This is a genomic window from Serratia sp. Z4 (genome assembly GCF_009900725.1).
GTDB classification, from domain to species: domain Bacteria; phylum Pseudomonadota; class Gammaproteobacteria; order Enterobacterales; family Enterobacteriaceae; genus Serratia; species Serratia nematodiphila.
The window spans coordinates 1,122,415-1,139,340 of record NZ_JAAABD010000002.1; the positions used below are offsets into that span (position 1 = coordinate 1,122,415).

General features: G+C 62.2%; 17 protein-coding genes. 4 read left to right on the top strand and 13 right to left on the bottom strand.

The window, feature by feature from the left end; translation table 11 throughout:
* Positions 1-217: 217 nt before the first annotated feature.
* From dedD to GT753_RS13185, 8 genes are all read right to left on the bottom strand, one after another.
* A complete protein-coding gene (gene dedD / locus GT753_RS13150; protein ID WP_015378591.1) occupies positions 218-955 on the bottom strand; it encodes a cell division protein DedD in 738 nt (245 codons plus the stop codon).
* Positions 956-2,221: a bifunctional tetrahydrofolate synthase/dihydrofolate synthase gene (gene folC / locus GT753_RS13155; protein WP_160125656.1), complete on the bottom strand. Its 1,266-nt coding sequence runs from the start codon at positions 2,219-2,221 to the stop codon at positions 956-958. It abuts the gene before it with no gap.
* A gap of 190 nt (positions 2,222-2,411) precedes the next feature.
* Positions 2,412-3,320: an acetyl-CoA carboxylase, carboxyltransferase subunit beta gene (gene accD / locus GT753_RS13160; protein ID WP_004936126.1), complete on the bottom strand. Its 909-nt coding sequence runs from the start codon at positions 3,318-3,320 to the stop codon at positions 2,412-2,414.
* A 232-nt stretch (positions 3,321-3,552) separates the two neighbouring features.
* Positions 3,553-4,215 carry a DedA family protein gene (locus GT753_RS13165; protein WP_064289764.1) on the bottom strand — a complete coding sequence of 221 codons (663 nt, stop codon included), beginning with the start codon at positions 4,213-4,215 and terminating at the stop codon, positions 3,553-3,555.
* Between the two features lie 78 nt (positions 4,216-4,293).
* Positions 4,294-5,115 (bottom strand): tRNA pseudouridine(38-40) synthase TruA, encoded by an 822-nt coding sequence (gene truA / locus GT753_RS13170; RefSeq protein ID WP_015378593.1) that lies wholly within the window; start codon positions 5,113-5,115, stop codon positions 4,294-4,296.
* Positions 5,115-6,125, bottom strand: coding sequence for an aspartate-semialdehyde dehydrogenase (locus GT753_RS13175; RefSeq protein ID WP_015378594.1), 1,011 nt, complete (start codon positions 6,123-6,125; stop codon positions 5,115-5,117). Before GT753_RS13175 ends, truA begins: the two co-directional genes overlap by 1 nt.
* A gap of 110 nt (positions 6,126-6,235) precedes the next feature.
* Positions 6,236-7,357 (bottom strand): 4-phosphoerythronate dehydrogenase PdxB, encoded by a 1,122-nt coding sequence (gene pdxB, locus GT753_RS13180; RefSeq protein ID WP_160125657.1) that lies wholly within the window; start codon positions 7,355-7,357, stop codon positions 6,236-6,238.
* 53 nt (positions 7,358-7,410) lie between these two features.
* Positions 7,411-8,184: a helix-turn-helix domain-containing protein gene (locus GT753_RS13185; protein WP_015378596.1), complete on the bottom strand. Its 774-nt coding sequence runs from the start codon at positions 8,182-8,184 to the stop codon at positions 7,411-7,413.
* A gap of 117 nt (positions 8,185-8,301) precedes the next feature.
* Between GT753_RS13185 and GT753_RS13190 the strand changes: the two genes are divergently transcribed.
* Complete coding sequence (locus tag GT753_RS13190; protein WP_004936141.1) at positions 8,302-9,222, top strand: DMT family transporter; 921 nt, start codon at positions 8,302-8,304, stop codon at positions 9,220-9,222.
* Here the strand turns inward: GT753_RS13190 and GT753_RS13195 are convergent.
* From GT753_RS13195 to GT753_RS13205, 3 genes are all read right to left on the bottom strand, one after another.
* Positions 9,219-10,637, bottom strand: a complete 1,419-nt coding sequence (locus tag GT753_RS13195) for a sensor histidine kinase (RefSeq protein ID WP_004936144.1) — start codon at positions 10,635-10,637, stop codon at positions 9,219-9,221. The two genes, GT753_RS13190 and GT753_RS13195, sit on opposite strands and share 4 nt — an antisense overlap.
* Positions 10,624-11,298 carry a transcriptional regulator TctD gene (tctD, locus tag GT753_RS13200; protein ID WP_004936146.1) on the bottom strand — a complete coding sequence of 225 codons (675 nt, stop codon included), beginning with the start codon at positions 11,296-11,298 and terminating at the stop codon, positions 10,624-10,626. Before tctD ends, GT753_RS13195 begins: the two co-directional genes overlap by 14 nt.
* Before the next feature lie 167 nt (positions 11,299-11,465).
* Positions 11,466-11,711 (bottom strand): hypothetical protein, encoded by a 246-nt coding sequence (locus GT753_RS13205; protein ID WP_021505572.1) that lies wholly within the window; start codon positions 11,709-11,711, stop codon positions 11,466-11,468.
* Positions 11,712-12,071: 360 nt separating this feature from the next.
* Between GT753_RS13205 and GT753_RS13210 the strand changes: the two genes are divergently transcribed.
* The 3 genes from GT753_RS13210 to GT753_RS13220 are packed head-to-tail and all read left to right on the top strand — an operon-like array spanning position 12,072 to position 15,028.
* Positions 12,072-13,052, top strand: a complete 981-nt coding sequence (locus GT753_RS13210; protein WP_015378599.1) for a tripartite tricarboxylate transporter substrate binding protein — start codon at positions 12,072-12,074, stop codon at positions 13,050-13,052.
* Positions 13,053-13,067: 15 nt separating this feature from the next.
* Positions 13,068-13,499, top strand: a complete 432-nt coding sequence (locus GT753_RS13215) for a tripartite tricarboxylate transporter TctB family protein (RefSeq protein ID WP_004936154.1) — start codon at positions 13,068-13,070, stop codon at positions 13,497-13,499.
* Positions 13,500-13,510: 11 nt separating this feature from the next.
* Positions 13,511-15,028, top strand: a complete 1,518-nt coding sequence (locus GT753_RS13220) for a tripartite tricarboxylate transporter permease (protein WP_015378600.1) — start codon at positions 13,511-13,513, stop codon at positions 15,026-15,028.
* Between the two features lie 34 nt (positions 15,029-15,062).
* On the opposite strand, the gene GT753_RS13225 is transcribed toward GT753_RS13220, so the two are convergent.
* A complete protein-coding gene (locus GT753_RS13225) occupies positions 15,063-15,692 on the bottom strand; it encodes a CatB-related O-acetyltransferase (protein WP_015378601.1) in 630 nt (209 codons plus the stop codon).
* A gap of 156 nt (positions 15,693-15,848) precedes the next feature.
* The gene (locus GT753_RS13230) at positions 15,849-16,844 is read right to left on the bottom strand and encodes a DMT family transporter (RefSeq protein WP_015378602.1); all 996 of its coding nucleotides are present in this window, start codon (positions 16,842-16,844) and stop codon (positions 15,849-15,851) included.
* Positions 16,845-16,926: the final 82 nt, after the last annotated feature.

Here is a 16,926-nt window from a genome sequence, read left to right on the forward strand (position 1 = left end):
AATCGCCCCTGCATCCAATTCGCGGCGAATTCTAACAGAAAAAGAAAACGTTTGCGTAGGGGATTTCCTACCACGTTACAAATAAAAAGCGGCGATCAAAAAATTCCCAATCGCCGCGCCTACATAGGTGATTTCGCCTGTAAAAGGCGCGGTTTTTCTCGCTTTCTCTCCACCACTCCTTAATTCAGGGGCGCATCGTGCTGCGCCCCTGCGGGGTTTAACGGCCGTACGGCTTCACCTGCCCGCTCAGCCCGCTGATCGAGTTCAGCGACGGCAGTGCCGCCTGCAGCTTCTGCTTGGAGGCATCCGGGCCGACGTAGATACGGGTGATCTGCCCCTGCACCGGCGTTGACGGCACGGTAAAGGCGCGATAGCCCGAGAGGCGCAGCGAGGCGACAATCTCGTTCGCCTTGGCGGCATTTTTCAACGCCCCGAGCTGCACGACGTAGGCTTGCCCGGCCGGCGCTTTTTCTTCCGCCGGTTTCGGCTGCGGCGTCGGTTCAGGTTTCGGCGTCGGCTCCGGCTTCGGTACCGGCTTCACTTCCACCGGTTTCGGTTGCGGCGCCGGTTTCGGTTTCACTTCCACCGGTTTGGTTTCTACCGGTTTCGGCTTGGGCTGCGGCACCGGCTGAGGACGCGTTTCGACCGGCGGCGGCGCCACCTGCGCCGGCTGCTGAGCACCTTGCCGCACCGCCTGTTGCGCCGCCGCTTCATTGGCCGCCTGCTGTTCGACCAGCGCGCCCGCCCCTTCCGGCGGCTGCGCCGGCAACGGTTGCGTCACCGGTGGCAGCACGTCGTTCTCTTCGACGTCGCCCGCCTTCGGCACCAACGGAATGGCCGCGAATTCATCCTCGTAATGCTTCTTTTTACCGTCCAGCAACCCTGGCAGGATGATCACCCCCAGCGCCACCAGAATCACGGTTCCGACCAGTCGGTTCTGAAATTTACTCGCCACTCACACTCCCCGCATCTCGTCTGACGCCGCCATCACCTGCGCCACGGTGTGGAACGATCCACAGACGATCACAATATCCTGTTTATCAGCATCCTGCATAGCCTGCCGCCAGGCAGTTTCGACATCATTAAAGCGTCGCGGTTCCGCCAGATGTTGCGCCAGCTGTTCGACGCTGGCGCCGCGCGGCCCGTCGAGCGGCGCGCAGTACCATTCATCCACCTGCTCGCTGAGGCAGGCCAGCGTGCCGGCGATATCCTTGTCCGACAGCATGCCCACCACCGCGCGCACCTTGCCGCCGTTGCGCGGCAGTTTGGCCAGACGCCCGGCGAGATAGCCGGCGGCGTGCGGATTGTGCGCCACATCGAGGATCAGCGTCGGCTCACGCCGCACGATCTGGAAGCGCCCCGGCAGCGTCGCCTGCTGCAGCCCGGTGAAAATCGCGCGTTCGTCGATTTCCAGTGGAGAACTGTTGAGCGCCGCCAGCGCGGTAGCGGCGTTGGCCAGCGGTACGTTCGGCGTCGGCAGATCGGTCAGCAGCGTGTCGCCGCCCTGCCACTGCCAGCGATCGCCCTGCTCGCTGAAGCGCCAGGCTTCGCCGCGGCGAGACAGCGGCGCGCCCAGCGTTTCGGCAACCTGACGAATGCTGTCCGGCATGTCGGGTTCACCGACCACCGCCGGTTTGCCGCTGCGGAAAATGCCGGCCTTTTCACGGCCGATGCTTTCGCGATCGTTGCCCAGCCAGTCGGTGTGATCGAGCGCGATGCTGGTGATCACCGCCACGCTCGGATCGACGATGTTGGTGGCATCGAGACGCCCGCCCAGGCCCACTTCCAGGATCACCACGTCGAGCCGCGCCTGTTTGAACAGCTGCAGCGCCGACAGGGTGCCGAATTCGAAATAGGTCAGCGACGTTTCGCCGCGGCCGGCTTCAATGGCGGCGAACGAGCGGCTGTGCTCCGCTTCGCTCAGCTCTTCCCCCTGAATGCGCACGCGTTCGGTATAGCGCACCAGATGCGGCGAACTGTAGACGCCGACGCGCAGGCCGGCGGCCAGCAGAATCGCTTCAAGGGTGCGACAGGTGGTGCCTTTGCCGTTGGTGCCGGCAACGGTGAACACCGTGGGTGCGGGGGTCAGTAAATCCAGATGCGCCGCGACGCGCTGTACGCGCTCGAGGCCGAGTTCGATCGCCTGGCTGTGCAGACGTTCCAGATAATAAAGCCACGAGCTCAATGGCGACGTGGCTTGGGGAATTTGGTGGTTTTGCATGAGTCCCATCACTGAACTTGGGTTCATTAATCCATCAGGGCACCACCCTCACCGCGGTAAAGGCGATGCGCTTCGTGACTGCCGCCAGCCTGCCAACCACAGCGGATAGGCTACGGCCGGCGGAGAGCGGGCATCAGCCGTCACTTAGCCACAAAGTGGCGGCTGAACCCGGGCGGGATCTGTCTTTGCCTCAGGCGTCGGCCTGCTGCTCCGGCTCAATGACCGGCGCGGCCTCATCGAAATGCGGCTGCGGCTGGTTGGTCAGCTTGGACAGAATGCTCGCCAACGTTTGGCGCATTTCCGGACGGCGAACGATCATGTCTATCGCGCCTTTTTCGATCAGGAACTCGCTGCGCTGGAAGCCTGGTGGCAGTTTCTCGCGCACGGTTTGCTCGATAACGCGCGGGCCGGCAAAACCGATCAGCGCTTTCGGCTCGGCGATGTTGATGTCGCCCAGCATCGCCAGGCTGGCGGAGACACCGCCCATGGTCGGGTCGGTCAGCACGGAGATATACGGCAAGCCGCGCTCCTGCATTTTGGCCAACGCCGCGCTGGTTTTCGCCATCTGCATCAGCGACATCAGCGCTTCCTGCATACGCGCGCCGCCGCTGGCGGAGAAGCACACCAGCGGACAGTTGTCCTCCAGCGCCTGCTCAACCGCACGCACGAAACGCGCGCCGACCACGGAAGACATCGAGCCGCCGATGAAGGCGAATTCGAAGGACGCGGCGACGATCGGCATACCGTACAGCGTGCCCTTCATCACCACCAGCGCGTCTTTCTCGCCGGTCGCTTTCTGTGCGGCGACCAGACGATCTTTATAGCGCTTGGAATCCTTGAATTTCAGAACGTCCTTCGGCTCCAGATCGCTGCCCAGCTCCACTTCGCTGCCTTCGTCCAGCAGGGTATGCAGACGCGCGCGCGCGCCCATACGCATGTGGTGGTCGCACTTCGGACACACTTCCAGATTACGCTCCAGCTCGGCGCGGTAGAGAACCTGGCCGCAGCTGTCGCATTTAGTCCAGACCCCTTCAGGAATGCTCGCCTTACGGGTTTGTGTGATATTGCTCTTGTTAAGAATTCGTTCAATCCAGCTCATCGATGACCTTTCTGTTTGAACCTGGCACACGCCAGTCCGCTGTTCATGCTTTAACAATCCCCCCGAAAACACCCCAATGAAAAAATGCCCGTTCGCGGCGCGGCAAGCGCGGCGACTGAGGCATCGGCTTCAGGGTTGTTCGCAGGAACAGACCATAATGTCGCTCATTAAACCATATCGGCCCGACGCTGTGGACAAAAAACTGGTCGAACCGACAGGTTAAGCGATGTTTTTACTGTTTTTGCTGGCGGGCGGCCGCGCGCTTGTGGCGCCAAATTTCAATCACCCCCGGCAGAATCGAAACGATGATGATCCCGACGATCAACAGTTTCAGGTTCTCCTGCACCACCGGCAGATCGCCGAACAGGTAGCCAGCATAAGTGAAGAGCAACACCCAAACCAGTGCGCCAATCACGTTGTAGGCGGCGAAGTGGCGATAGGACATATGCCCCATACCGGCGACGAACGGCGCAAAAGTACGCACGATCGGCACGAATCGCGCCAGAATAATCGTTTTCCCGCCGTGCTTCTCATAAAACTGATGTGTTTTATCCAGGTAGCTGCGGCGGAAAATTTTCGAATTCGGGTTGCTGAACAGCTTCTCGCCGAACAACCGCCCGATAGTGTAGTTCACCGCATCGCCGAGGATCGCCGCCGCCACCATCAACGCCACCATGGTGTGCACGTTCAGATCGTTGGTCGGCAACGCCGCCAACGCGCCGGCGACGAACAGCAAAGAATCCCCCGGCAGGAACGGCGTCACCACCAGACCGGTTTCACAAAACAGGATCAGGAACAGAATAGCGTAGACCCACATGCCGTATTGTGCGACCAGTTCGGCCAAGTGCACATCAATATGCAGAATGAAATCAATAATAAACTTGATGATGTCCATAAATTCTCTCATTGATGCCGGGCGTTTCAATCACCCGGCAGAAGCACAAGGGAGCGACGCTTTCAGGCGTGCCGGCGTTTAATCGTCGGGCAAAAACAGCGGCCCCATCGGCGGCCGCGGCAGACCAAAGTGGTCAGGGTAATCCACGGCAACCAGATACAGCCCCTCGGCTCGCGCCGTCGCCGCCGCCAGATTGCGATCCTTCAGCGCCAGCAACTCGGCCATCCAGTTCTCATCCTGATTGCCGCAGCCGATCTCCATCAGGCTGCCGACGATGTTGCGAACCATGTGATGCACGAAGGCATTCGCCTTGATATCTACCACAATATATTCGCCGTAGCGCGTAACCTTAACGTGTTTTACGCAGCGCCACGGGGTGCGCGACTGGCATTGCACCGCGCGGAACGACGTGAAATCGTTCTCGCCCAGCAGCGCCTGCGCCGCCCGATGCATGCGATCGGCGTCCAGCGGGTGATAAAAATGCGTTACCCCCTGCTGCAGCACCGCCGGCCGGTAGCGATGGTTGAAAATGATATAGCGGTAGCGGCGCGCGGTGGCGCTGAAACGCGCGTGAAAATCGTCGGCAACGGGGCTCACCCAACGCACCGCAATATCCGGCGGCAAATGGGTATTCACCCCCATCGTCCAGGCGGCGTCCTTGCGGCGCGCAGTGGTTTCGAAGTGCACCACCTGCCCGGTGGCGTGCACCCCGGCGTCGGTACGCCCGGCGCACAGCACGGTAATCGGTGCATCCGCCACCTTGCTCAACGCCTGCTCCAGGCGTTCCTGCACGCTGGCCACTTCTTGCTGCCGCTGCCAGCCGTAATAACGGCTGCCGTCATATTCGATGCCCAGCGCTACCTTCAGCGTCGGCTGAGCGGGCGAGACCACCTCAGACATCAGTACATCTGCTCCTGCACCAGACGCTCGGCGGTTTCGACAGCCATCAACGCGCCGCCGAAGCGCACGTTGTCCGCCACCGTCCAGAACTGCAGCAGCTCGGGGATGCCGTAATCGTTACGCAGGCAGCCGATGCTGAGCGCATCGCTGCCGGAAGCGTCGGTGACCTGGGTCGGGTAATCGTCCTCTTCGCTCAGCTGAATATCTTCGACCTCTTCGAGCTCGCTGCGCGCCTCTTCGGCGGACAGCGGGCGCAGCGCTTCCAGGTGCACCACCTGCGCGTGGCCATAAAACACCGGCGACTGAACGCAGCTCACCGAAATCGGCAGCCCTTCATCCTGCAGCACCTTGCGCACCTGATCGACGATCAGGCGCTCTTCGCGCACGCTGCCCTGCTCGTCGGCGACAAGCGGCAGCAGGTTGAACGCCAGCTGTTTACCGAAAACGCCTTCCTCGGCCGGAATGCCGTTCAGCAGGCGCGCGCTCTGGCCGGCCAGGTCGTCCACCGCCACCTTGCCGCGCGACGATACCGACATCAGCGTGGTGACGTGCAGACGCGACAGCCCCGCCTGTTCGGTCAGCGGTTTGATCGCCGTCAGCAGTTGGCTGACCATGCTGTCGGCCACCGCCACGATATTGCGGTTACGGTAATCCGCCAGCACCTGCGGGTTCACGCCCGGCACCACCAGCGGTACATCCGGCTCCATGGCGAACAGGCCGCTGGTGTCGATCACCAGGCAGCCCATGTTGCCGGCTTCTTCGGCATAGCGCGCGGAAGCGTCGCTGCCGGCGACGAAGAAGGCCAGCTGCGCCTGCGACCAGTCGAACTCTTCGGCGTTTTGCACCAGAAGAGACTTGCCGTTGAAGCGCACATTGGCGCCCGCGCTGCGTTCGCTTGCCAGAGGATAGAGCTCACCCACCGGGAACTGGCGTTCCTGCAACAATTCCAGCAACGCTTCACCTACCGCGCCAGTGGCGCCGAGCAGCGCGATATTCCAGCCGTCAGACATCGGGTTTTCTCCAGAGTATTTCATTCATAAAAGCACACGGGCAGTGCAATCACCGCCCGATAATCTTTACCGCTCACTGTAGCGGCGTTGGCTTAAGACAACCTTACGCCCTACACCACGCTGAAGCCCAGCTTGCCGAGCAGCTCGGCGCTGGCGCTGTCATCGCATTGCACGGCCAGCGAAGACCACTCGCGGCGCTCCTGGTAGTGCTTGCGCAGGCGATCGAATTCGCCCGGTTGCCCGGCGACTTTGCGCAATGGCGCATCATCGCGGCGCACATCATACACCAAGTGCATCAATCGTTTTAACCGCGCTTCATCCAGCGGCCCGTTGAGGCGGATCTGGCTGAACTCCGGCACCGGCAGCAGCGAGGCCAGCGCCACCTGCTGCGGCTGCCCCAGATGGCGGCTGAACGCTTCGAACACCTGGGTGGTGCCGCGCGCCTTGCCTTCCAGCGTATACCCGGCGATGTGCGCGGTGCCGATATCCACCCGCGCCAGCAGCGGCAAGGCGAGGTCCGGCTCCGGTTCCCACACGTCCAGCACCGTGCTCAGCTTTTTGCCCTTTTCCAGCGCCTGCAGCAGCGCGGCGTTATCCACCACCGGCCCGCGACAGGCGTTGATCAGAATGCGGTTGTCCGGCAGCGCCGCCAGCAGGTCGGCATCCGCCAGATGCAGCGAATGGTATGGGCCGGATTTATTCAGCGGCGTATGGAAGGTCAGCACATCGGCCTCGGCCACCAGCTTCTCCAACGGCCAGAACTCCCCGGCGTCGCCGCGATCGGCGCGCGGCGGATCGCACAGCAGCGTGCGCACGCCCAACGCTTTGAGGCGCGCGTCCAGGCGGGAACCGACGTTGCCCACGCCGACGATGCCGACGGTTTTATCCCGCAGCTGGAAGCCGTCGCGTTCGGCCAGCAGCATCAAGGCGGAGAACACATACTCGACCACCGCGATGGCGTTGCAGCCCGGCGCGGCGGAAAACCCGATGCCCTGCCGTTGCAGCCAGGCGTCATCGACGTGATCGGTGCCGGCGGTGGCGGTGCCGACAAAGCCGATGCGGCTGCCGGCCAACAGGGCTTCATTGACCTTGGTGACCGAACGCACCATCAGCGCATCGGCATCCGCCAGCGCCTCAAGCGGGATCGGACGCCCCGGCACCGCCTGCACGTCGCCCAGGCGGCTGAACAGCTCGGCCGCGTACGGCATATTTTCATCAACCAGAATTTTCACTGCGTTCTCCGACGGTTTACGGCTATTGGTCTGCGAAATAGTGTGCCACTGAATCAGGCACGGCGAAAGCGCTCAGGGGTGGTGCCGGCGATCTGCTGGAACATGACGATAAAGGCCGACGCGGAGCTGTAGCCGACGTCCAACGCCACGTCCTGCACGGTTTTGCCCTGCTCGAGCAACGACACGGCATGCAGAAAACGCAGGCGCTGGCGCCACTCGCTGAACGACATGCCCAGATCCTGCTGGCAGCGGCGCGACAGCGTGCGCTCGGTGGTGTAGACCCGCGCCGCCCACGTTGCCAGCGAGGTGTTGTCCGCCGGGCAATGCTCCAGCGCTTCCAGCACCGGCGCCAAAAATTTGTCGTCCGACGACGGCAGATAGGTTTGCTGACGCGGCGACAGGCGCAGCTGGTCGATCAGCACCTGACAGAGGCGCAAATCCTCCTCCGCCTGCGGAATGTACTGCTTGCGCGCATAGAAATCCTCGGCGATGGCACGGAAGATGGGCGTTACGCTCACCAGACAGGGGTCGGCCGGCATGCCGGCGCACAGCGCCGGCGTAATGTCCACCATGCGGCACTGCGCCAGTCGCTGGTTGTAGCAGGAGTGTTCGATGCCCGCCGGCGCCCACAACACGAACTCCGGCGGCGCCAGAAAGCGCTGCCCGCCGATGCGCAGCACCATCACCCCGGCTTTGACCCACATCAACTGGCCCCAGGTGTGGCTGTGCGGCTGGAATTCGGTGCGCGCGTTAAACTCTTCACAGCGGAACTGCACCGGGTTGGGCGCCGGGATCAGCGACTCAGGGAAATGGCGGATTTCTGGCATGGTTTCGTCCCGTGATTTGTCTTGTTTACGCCGATTTTTGTCTGGATATCGCTATATATGATAAACCGGACACGCGTAGACTAGCCAGCATATTGGACGTTATTGAGAATAATTATCATGAATATGCTCTTCCCACTGTTGGCCGTGCTGATATGGTCGATTAACGCCGTTGTCAGCAAACTCTCCGCCACCGCCATCGATCCGGCGGCCATTTCACTTTACCGCTGGCTGCTGGCGCTGATCGCCCTGACGCCGTTCGTGCTGCCGGGCGTGCTGCGCAATTGGGCGCAGGTGCGCGCCAACTGGTGGAAACTAATGATCCTCGGCTTGCTGGGCATGGTGCTGTATCAAAGCCTGGCCTATTACGCGGCGCACAGCGTCAGCGCGCTGTTTATGGGCATCATCGTGTCGCTGATCCCGCTGCTGACCATCCTGATCAGCATCGTCCTGCTGCGCATTGCGCCGACCGTCGGCGTGCTGCTCGGCAGTATTCTCTCCTTCGGCGGTTTGATCTGGCTGGTCAGCGGCGGCCAGCCCGGCGTGCTGCTGCAGCACGGTATCGGCAAGGGGGAATTGATGATGCTGCTCGCCACCGCCTCTTACGCGCTGTATGGCGTGTTGACCAAACGCTGGGCCATCGCGCTGCCGAACTGGCAATCGCTGTACGTGCAGATCCTGTTCGGCGTGCTGCTGCTGCTGCCTAATTTCCTGATGGCGCAGGATGTCGGCTTGAACGGCCATAACCTGCCGCTGGTGCTGTTCGCCGGCATTCCGGCTTCGATCATCGCCCCGTTCCTGTGGATCCAGGGCGTGATGCGCCTGGGCGCCAACACCGCCTCGATCTTCATGAACCTGGCGCCGGTGTTTACCGCCGCTATCGCCGTGCTGTTCCTACATGAGCAGTTGCACGGTTATCACCTGATCGGCGGCGGCATTACCCTGCTGGGCGTTATCCTGTCGCAGCGGCTGCGCACGCCGCTGACGCGTAAAGCCAAAGCCCCGGCGGCCGACGTCGAGTCCTGCAAAGAACAGGCTTAAGGCAACAGCCTGAAACGCACCCGCACCAACAGACCGCCCAGCGCGGCGGAGCTCAACAGCTCCGGGCGGGTGCCGTGATAGGCGGTGATGTCCTTCACCAGCGCCAGCCCCAGGCCGGCGCCCGGCTGATCGCCCACGTTGTCCAGCCGGTGAAATGGCTGCAGCGCCAGCGCCTTGTCCTGCAAGGCGATGCCGGGGCCGCTGTCTTCAATCTCCAGCACGCCTTCCCCCGTCGCCTTCTCCTGCGTGAGGCGAGCGGTGACCACGCCCTGACGCGGTGTGTATTTCAACGCGTTGTCCAACAGGTTGGCGCACAGCTCGGCCAACAGCAGCGGTTCCCCCGCCACCTGACACGCCGCTTCACCTTCGAAGCCGAGATCGATCTGTTTGCTGCGCGCCTGCGGCAAGCGGGAAAAACAGGCGTCGCGCAGCACCTGCGCCAGGTTGACCGGCTGCAGCTTGCGCTCGGCCTGGTGCTCGCTGGCCTTCAGGCGTGAGAGATACAGCAGGCGGTCGGTCAGTGCCACGGTATTGTCCAGCGTCGCGCTCATCGCCTGCAGGCTTTCGCGCCACTGCTGCGGCCGATCGCTGGCCAGCGCCACCCCGACCTGAGTCTTCAACACCGCCAGCGGCGTGCGCAGCTGGTGGGAAGCGTCGGCGCTGAAACGTTCCTGACGCGCCACCATCAGCCGCAGCCGTTCGATATAGCGATTGAACGCCACCAGCAGCGGCTGCATCTCCGACCACGGCAATACCCGCGGCAAGGGCGTCAGCTCGCCCGGATCGCGCCGCAGCATGATACCGGAGAGTTTACGCATCGGCTTCAACACCCGCTTGAGCAGCGCGAACGCCAGGATCAGGGTCAACACCACCACCGTGCCCTGGCTCAGCAGCGCCGCGATCATCATCTGCCGCGCCAGGTAACGGCGCGACTCCAGGGTTTCCGCCACCAAAATGGTCGCCATGCCGCTCACCCCCGACTCGTTGACCGGCTGAAACAGCGCCGCCACGCGGATCGGCCGGCCGAGATATTCCGCATCGTAAAAATGCACCAGCGCCGGGTAGAGCGTGGAGCGCGGGATATGGGGCGGCAGCGACGGCAAATCGTCATAACCCGAGATGCTTTTTCCCTGCGGCGAAATCACCTCGTAATACAGCTGATCGTTCATGTTGCGCTCGAAGCTGTCGAGCACCACATAGGGCACATCGACCGCCAGCTTGCCTTCGCGCACCACCAGTCGCTCCGCCACGGTGCGCGCCGACGCCAGCAGCGTGCGATCGTAAGCCAGAGTGGCGGCGCTCATGGCGCTGAAATAGTGGGTGTAGATGGAGATACCGCCCAACGCCAGCAGCGGCAGGCCAAAAAACAGCAGCAGTTGATAGAACAGCGAACGCGGGGCGTTAAACCACCGCATTGCACAGCTCCAGACTGTAGCCCAGACCGCGCAGCGTGACGATCGCCACGTCGCTGCCCTGCAGCTTTTTCCGCAGGCGGTGTACGTAAAGCTCGATGCTCTCCGGATTGGCCTCGTCGGACAGCGTAAACACCTGCTCGAACAGCTGTTGTTTGGCCACCGGGCGGCCGCGCCGATGCATCAGCGCGGTCAACACCGCCAGTTCGCGCGGCGTCAGCGCCAGCGGCTTGCTCTCCAGCAGAAAATAGCCTTCGTCATGGTAGGTCAACGCGCCGTACTGCAACGCCGGCTGTGGGGCGCCGACGCTGCGGCGCAGCAGCGCCCGAATACGCGCCTCCAGCTCGTCCAATTCGAACGGCTTGGTGAGGTAATCGTCTGCCCCCAGATTCAGGCCCCTTACCCGATCGGCCACGTCGGTGCGCGCCGTCAGCAACAGCACCGGCAGATCCTGCCCGCGCTTGCGCAGGCGCGCCAGCAAATCCAGGCCGTTCAAACGCGGCAACGCCACATCCAACACCGCCAGCGCATAACGCTCGTTGAGCAACAGATGATCGGCCGCCACGCCGTCCGGGGCGACGTCGACGGCAAACCCGGCGCCGGTCAGCGCCTTTTGCAACCAGTGAGACAGCTCGGGGTGATCTTCAACCAATAACAGTCGCATGTTCCCATTCCATTGATTTACCTGAACAACCTGGCGCCGACACGGCATCCGTTAACAGGCTGATAACAAAGGATGGCATGGAAAATAAGGGGATAAAAGAGCGCCGCGCCGCCAGTTTTGGGAGCTGGCACACAATTATGCGTATGGAGCGCGATCGCAGGGCGGCGTCAGATCAGCGGAATGGGGCTATCGGCAACGGCAATGTCCAGCACCGGGCGCAGCTTGTCGGCGGTAAACGGCGAAGAAACCAGCACGGAGCGGTTGTTGGCGGCAAACACCAGATCGATGCCGGTCACGCAGGCGGTCATCTGACAGGCATACTTTTCACCGTCGGCGTTGACGAAATGCAGCTCAAACACGCCAACCTCGGGGCGCAGGCGCTTCAAACGACACTGCCCGCTTTCTCCCGCCATCTCGGCGTAGACCTCAGGCAACCGTTTAATTGCGCATACTTTGGCGCTGTCCCTGCCACCAAACAATTTCCCTAACGAAAACATATTACTGCGTCTCTATTCATTTCACTGATCATGATTTTATCGCAAAAGCAGAACGACAAACCTGATATTACGCAGGATTTTGGCCGGTTTAGCGCCCTGTTCTTGTCCTCGTTTCTATGGTAGCGCACCCGCCATTCGCTGGCGACAAGAGACCCTAATCACAGACTGGAAACTTTTCCGGCCACTGAAAGGTAAATGAAAGGTTGTTGTTTTAACAATCCTGCAACCGCACCCGGCGGGATTTCACAACCAGAACAATACCGAGGGCAAGTCACAATGAAAAAAATAATGACCCGAACCTTTACCGCCGCCGCCCTGTTGCTGGCGGCCTCTCAGTCCTTCGCCGCAGAGGCGCCCAAACGCACCGAATGCATTGCGCCGGCCAAACCCGGCGGCGGCTTCGATCTGACCTGCAAACTGATTCAGGTGTCGCTGCAGGATACCAAGGCCATCGATAAACCGATGCGCGTCACCTATATGCCCGGCGGCGTCGGCGCGGTGGCCTACAACGCCATCGTCGCGCAGCGCCCGGCGGAGTTCGGCACCGTGGTGGCCTTCTCCGGCGGCTCGCTGCTCAATCTGGCCCAGGGCAAGTTCGGCCGCTACAACGTGGACGACGTGAGATGGCTGGCGGCGGTCGGCACCGACTACGGCATGATCGCAGTGCGCGCCGACTCGCCTTACAAAACCCTGAAAGACCTGATGGACGCTTTCCAAAAAGATCCCAACAGCGTGGTGTTCGGCGCCGGCGCCTCCATCGGCAGCCAGGACTGGATGAAAACCGCGCTGCTGGCGCGCGAAGTCGGCGTGGATCCGCGCAAGATGCGCTACGTGGCGTTCGAAGGCGGCGGCGAGCCGGTCACCGCGCTGCTGGGCAACCATATTCAGGCGGTTTCCGGTGACCTGAGCGAGATGGTGCCTTACCTGCAGGGCGACAAGATCCGCGTGCTGGCGGTGTATGCCGAGCAACGTCTGCCGGGCCAGCTGGCCGATATTCCCACCGCCAAAGAGCAGGGATACAGCCTGGTGTGGCCGATCATTCGCGGCTTCTACGTCGGGCCGAAAGTCAGCGATGAAGAGTATCAGTGGTGGATCGACACCTTCCAGAAAATGATGGCGACCGACGAATTCAAACAGCAGCGCGATCTGCGCGGCCTGTTCGAATTCAACCTGACCGGCAAAGAGCTGGACGCCTACGTGAAGAACCAGGTTGCCCAATACCGTGAGCAGGCGAAAGTGTTCGGCCTGGCCAAATAACCGCAGGGGAAAACCATGAGCGATCGTATTTTTGCCGGTTTTTGGCTGCTGCTGTGTATCGGCGGGCTGTTCATCGGCTGGGGCATCCAGAGCGAATACAGCTATGAACCGCTGGGGCCGCGCCCGTTCCCGCTGGCGATCCTCAGCCTGATGGCGCTGTGCGCGGCCCTGCTGTTGCTGCGCCACCCGCAGGCGGTGGAGTGGCCGCACAGCAAGGTGTTGCAGCGGCTGCTGGTGCTGGTGATCACCCTGGTGCTGTATGCCTGGGGCTTTGAATGGCTCGGCTTCCCGCTGGCGACCGCGCTGCTGACGTTCAGCATCGGCCTGTTGTTTCAGGCCAGCCTGCCGGCGGCGGCCATCTCCGGCGTCATCATGGGCGCAGCGTTGTACTACGCCTTTGACCAACTTCTCGATGTCACACTGCCGCTCGGCGCCTGGCTGAGCTAACGGGAGCGATGATGGATACCTGGATGTATTTGACCCAAGGGTTTGAAGTGGCGCTGGTGCCGCAGAACCTGATTATCGCCCTGATCGGCTGCTTCGTCGGCACCATCGTCGGCCTGTTGCCGGGGCTGGGGCCGATCAACGGCGTGGCGATCCTGCTGCCGCTGGCGTTCGCCCTCAAACTGCCGGCCGAATCGGCGCTGATCCTGCTGGCGACGGTGTATATCGGCTGCGAATACGGCGGGCGCATCTCGTCGATTCTGCTCAACGTGCCGGGCGACGCGGCGGCGATCATGACCGCGCTGGACGGTTACCCAATGGCGCAGCAGGGGCGCGCCGGCGTGGCGCTGTCCATCTCGGCGGTCAGCTCGTTCGTCGGCTCGATGATCGCCATCGGCGGCATCATTCTGTTCGCGCCGCTGCTGGCCCGCTGGTCGCTGGCCTTTGGCCCGGCGGAGTATTTCGCCCTGATGGTGTTCGCCATCGCCTGCCTCGGCAGCATGATGAGCCAGAACCCGCTGAAATCGCTGCTGGCGGCGCTGATCGGCCTGGGGCTGGCAACGGTGGGCGTCGACGCCAACACCGGCGTTTACCGCTTTACCTTCGACAGCGTGCACCTCTCCGACGGCGTGCAGTTTATCGTGGTGGTGATCGGCCTGTTCTCGGTCAGCGAAATCCTGTTGATGCTGGAAAGCACCAGCGCCGGGCAAAAGCTGGTGCGTAAAACCGGCCGGTTGCTGTTCAACCGCAAAGAGGCGGCGCAGTGCGCGGGCCCGACCCTGCGTTCGTCGGTGATCGGTTTCTTCGTCGGCATTCTGCCGGGCGCCGGCGCCACTATCGCCAGCGCGCTGACCTACATGACCGAGAAGAAAATCAGCGGCAACAGCGACACCTTCGGTAAAGGCGATATCCGCGGCGTCGCGGCGCCGGAAGCGGCCAACAACGCCTCGGCCTGCGGTTCGTTCATTCCGATGCTGACGCTGGGGGTGCCGGGCTCCGGCACCACGGCGGTGATGATGGGCGCGTTGACGCTGTACAACATCACCCCCGGCCCGGCGATGTTCACCGAACAGCCGGATATCGTCTGGGGGCTGATCGCCGCGCTGCTGATCGCCAACGTCATTTTGTTGATCATGAACCTGCCGCTGGTCGGTCTGTTCACCCGCATGCTGACCATCCCGTTGTGGTTCCTGGTACCGGCGATCGCCGCGGTTTCGGCGGTGGGGGTTTATGCGGTGCACAGCACCACCTTCGACCTGCTGCTGATGGTCGGATTGGGGGTGTTCGGCTACATTCTGCGCAAAATGCATTTCCCGATGTCGCCGCTGATTCTGGGCTTTGTGCTGGGTGAGATGCTGGAACAAAACCTGCGCCGCGCGCTGTCGATCAGCAACGGCGAGTTCGGCATTCTGTGGAGCAGCAGCATCGCGCAAACGCTGCTGGTATTGGCGGTCGCGGTGCTGGCGTTGCCGCCGCTGCTGCGCCTGATGCGCAAACGCCGCCAACCGACGGCCGAGGCCAAGGCCGAATAACGCGAAACGGGCGGGGATCCCCCGCCCGTAGTGTTTAACGGCGCAAGGCCGCCATTCCCCTTTCCAGCGCCCCGATATCGTTATCGGCAAGCAACGGCTGAATCACCGCAAAGTCCACCTCGGACAAGTCATAGAGGCGCAAGGCAAGCAACCGTGCGATGACTTCCGGCGCGAACCGCCAACGGATAAACCTCGCCGGGTTACCACCGACGATGGCATAAGGCGCAACATCGCCGGCCACCACGCTACCGGCGGCGACGATCGCCCCCTCGCCTATCGAGATCCCCGGCATCAGCATCGCCCGCATGCCGATCCAGCAGCCGTCACCCAGCCGGGTATCACCTTTGGGACGGTATGCCTGCTTGATGGTTGCCATAAACGGGTACAGGCTCAGCCAGTCGATGCGATGGGTGTGATTACCGCCCATCAGGATCACCGCTTCGGCCGCGATGCACACATAATCGCCGATCAGCAGGCGATCTATTTCGCCCAGCGGCTGCCATTGGCGGCTGACCGCGTCGCCGTGCAGATAGCGCACCACCGAGCGTTCGAAGCCGTTATCCCAGCAGTCGCTGTAGTAGCTGTGGGTGCCTTTGACGATGATATTCGGGTTGGTCACCGTCTGATGCAGCAGTTCGGTTTGGGACCAGTGTTTTTCGGACATGGCGTATTCTCTTGTTACCGGAATAAAAGCCACGGAACGGAATGTCTGTGGCCGTGTTGTCGTTCACTCAACACGGCCATTCAAGCGATAAGCGCTCGTTTCAATCTCGGGTTATTCATCATTAGTGCCTCCCTTGCGAGGCACAAGGGTAACCGATCACGCCTCGGCGGTCTTGCTTTTCAACAGCAGCACCCCGCCCATCACCAACGCGCTGCCCAGCAGCTGCAGCTGATTCATGCTTTCCCCCAGCAGGAAATAGGCGATCACCGCGGTGAACACCAGTTCCAGCGACAGGATCAGGTTGGCCACCGCCAGCGGCAGCGTTTTCAGGCTGATGTTATACAACCCGAAGCCCAACAGCGTCGGCCCGGCGGCCAATGCCAGCAGCAACAGCCAGCCGCTCCACTGGATGCCCTGTGCGCCGTGCGACAGGAACCACAAATCGCCGGCCATGCCGTGGAACACCGCCAACGGGAACGCCGTCAACGCCGCGTTGAACGCCAGCTGATACAACGCCGAAAAACCGAACACGTACAGGATGGTGTTCCACACCGGATAGCCGCGTTCGCTGGCCACCCGCCCGCCGAGGGTATACAGGGTATAGCCGATGCCCGACAGCATCCCTACCAGCAGCCCCAGCAGATCGAAGTGGCTGTTCCCCATGCTGTCGCCGTTGCTGACCAGGAAGCAACCGCCCAGGCTGATGGCGATCACCAGCAGTTGGCGCAGCGTCAGGCGCTCGCTGTACATCACCCAGCCGAGGAACACGGTAAAGCCCACCGAACAGTAGGTCAGTATGGTCGCCACCGACGCGCCATTCAGCGCTACCGACAGCGTCCACAGGCTGTTGAACAGCGCCAGCAGCAGCCCGTAAAGCGCGTAGAACACCACCTGCTCACGGCGCAGACGCGCCCACTGCGGTTTCACCAGCAACAGCAGCGGCAACAGCACCAGCGCCACCAGCGCCGCGCGCCAGAACGCCAGCACGAAGGTCGGCAGCTGATAGTACTCGGTCAGCGCGCGGATGATGATGGCGGTAAAGGCCAGCAGCATGGCGCTGATAATGGCGATGACGTAACCCTGGCGGCTGCCCTGCAAGAGACGCGCGCCGGGCAACAAAGGCCGGGCGGAAACGCCTGACGGTAATGACATGAGATCCTCGGGAAAATGGCGACATAAATGCTCAGGCGCACAGTGTAACGCGGCCATATTTTCCCACTATAGCCACTTTTCG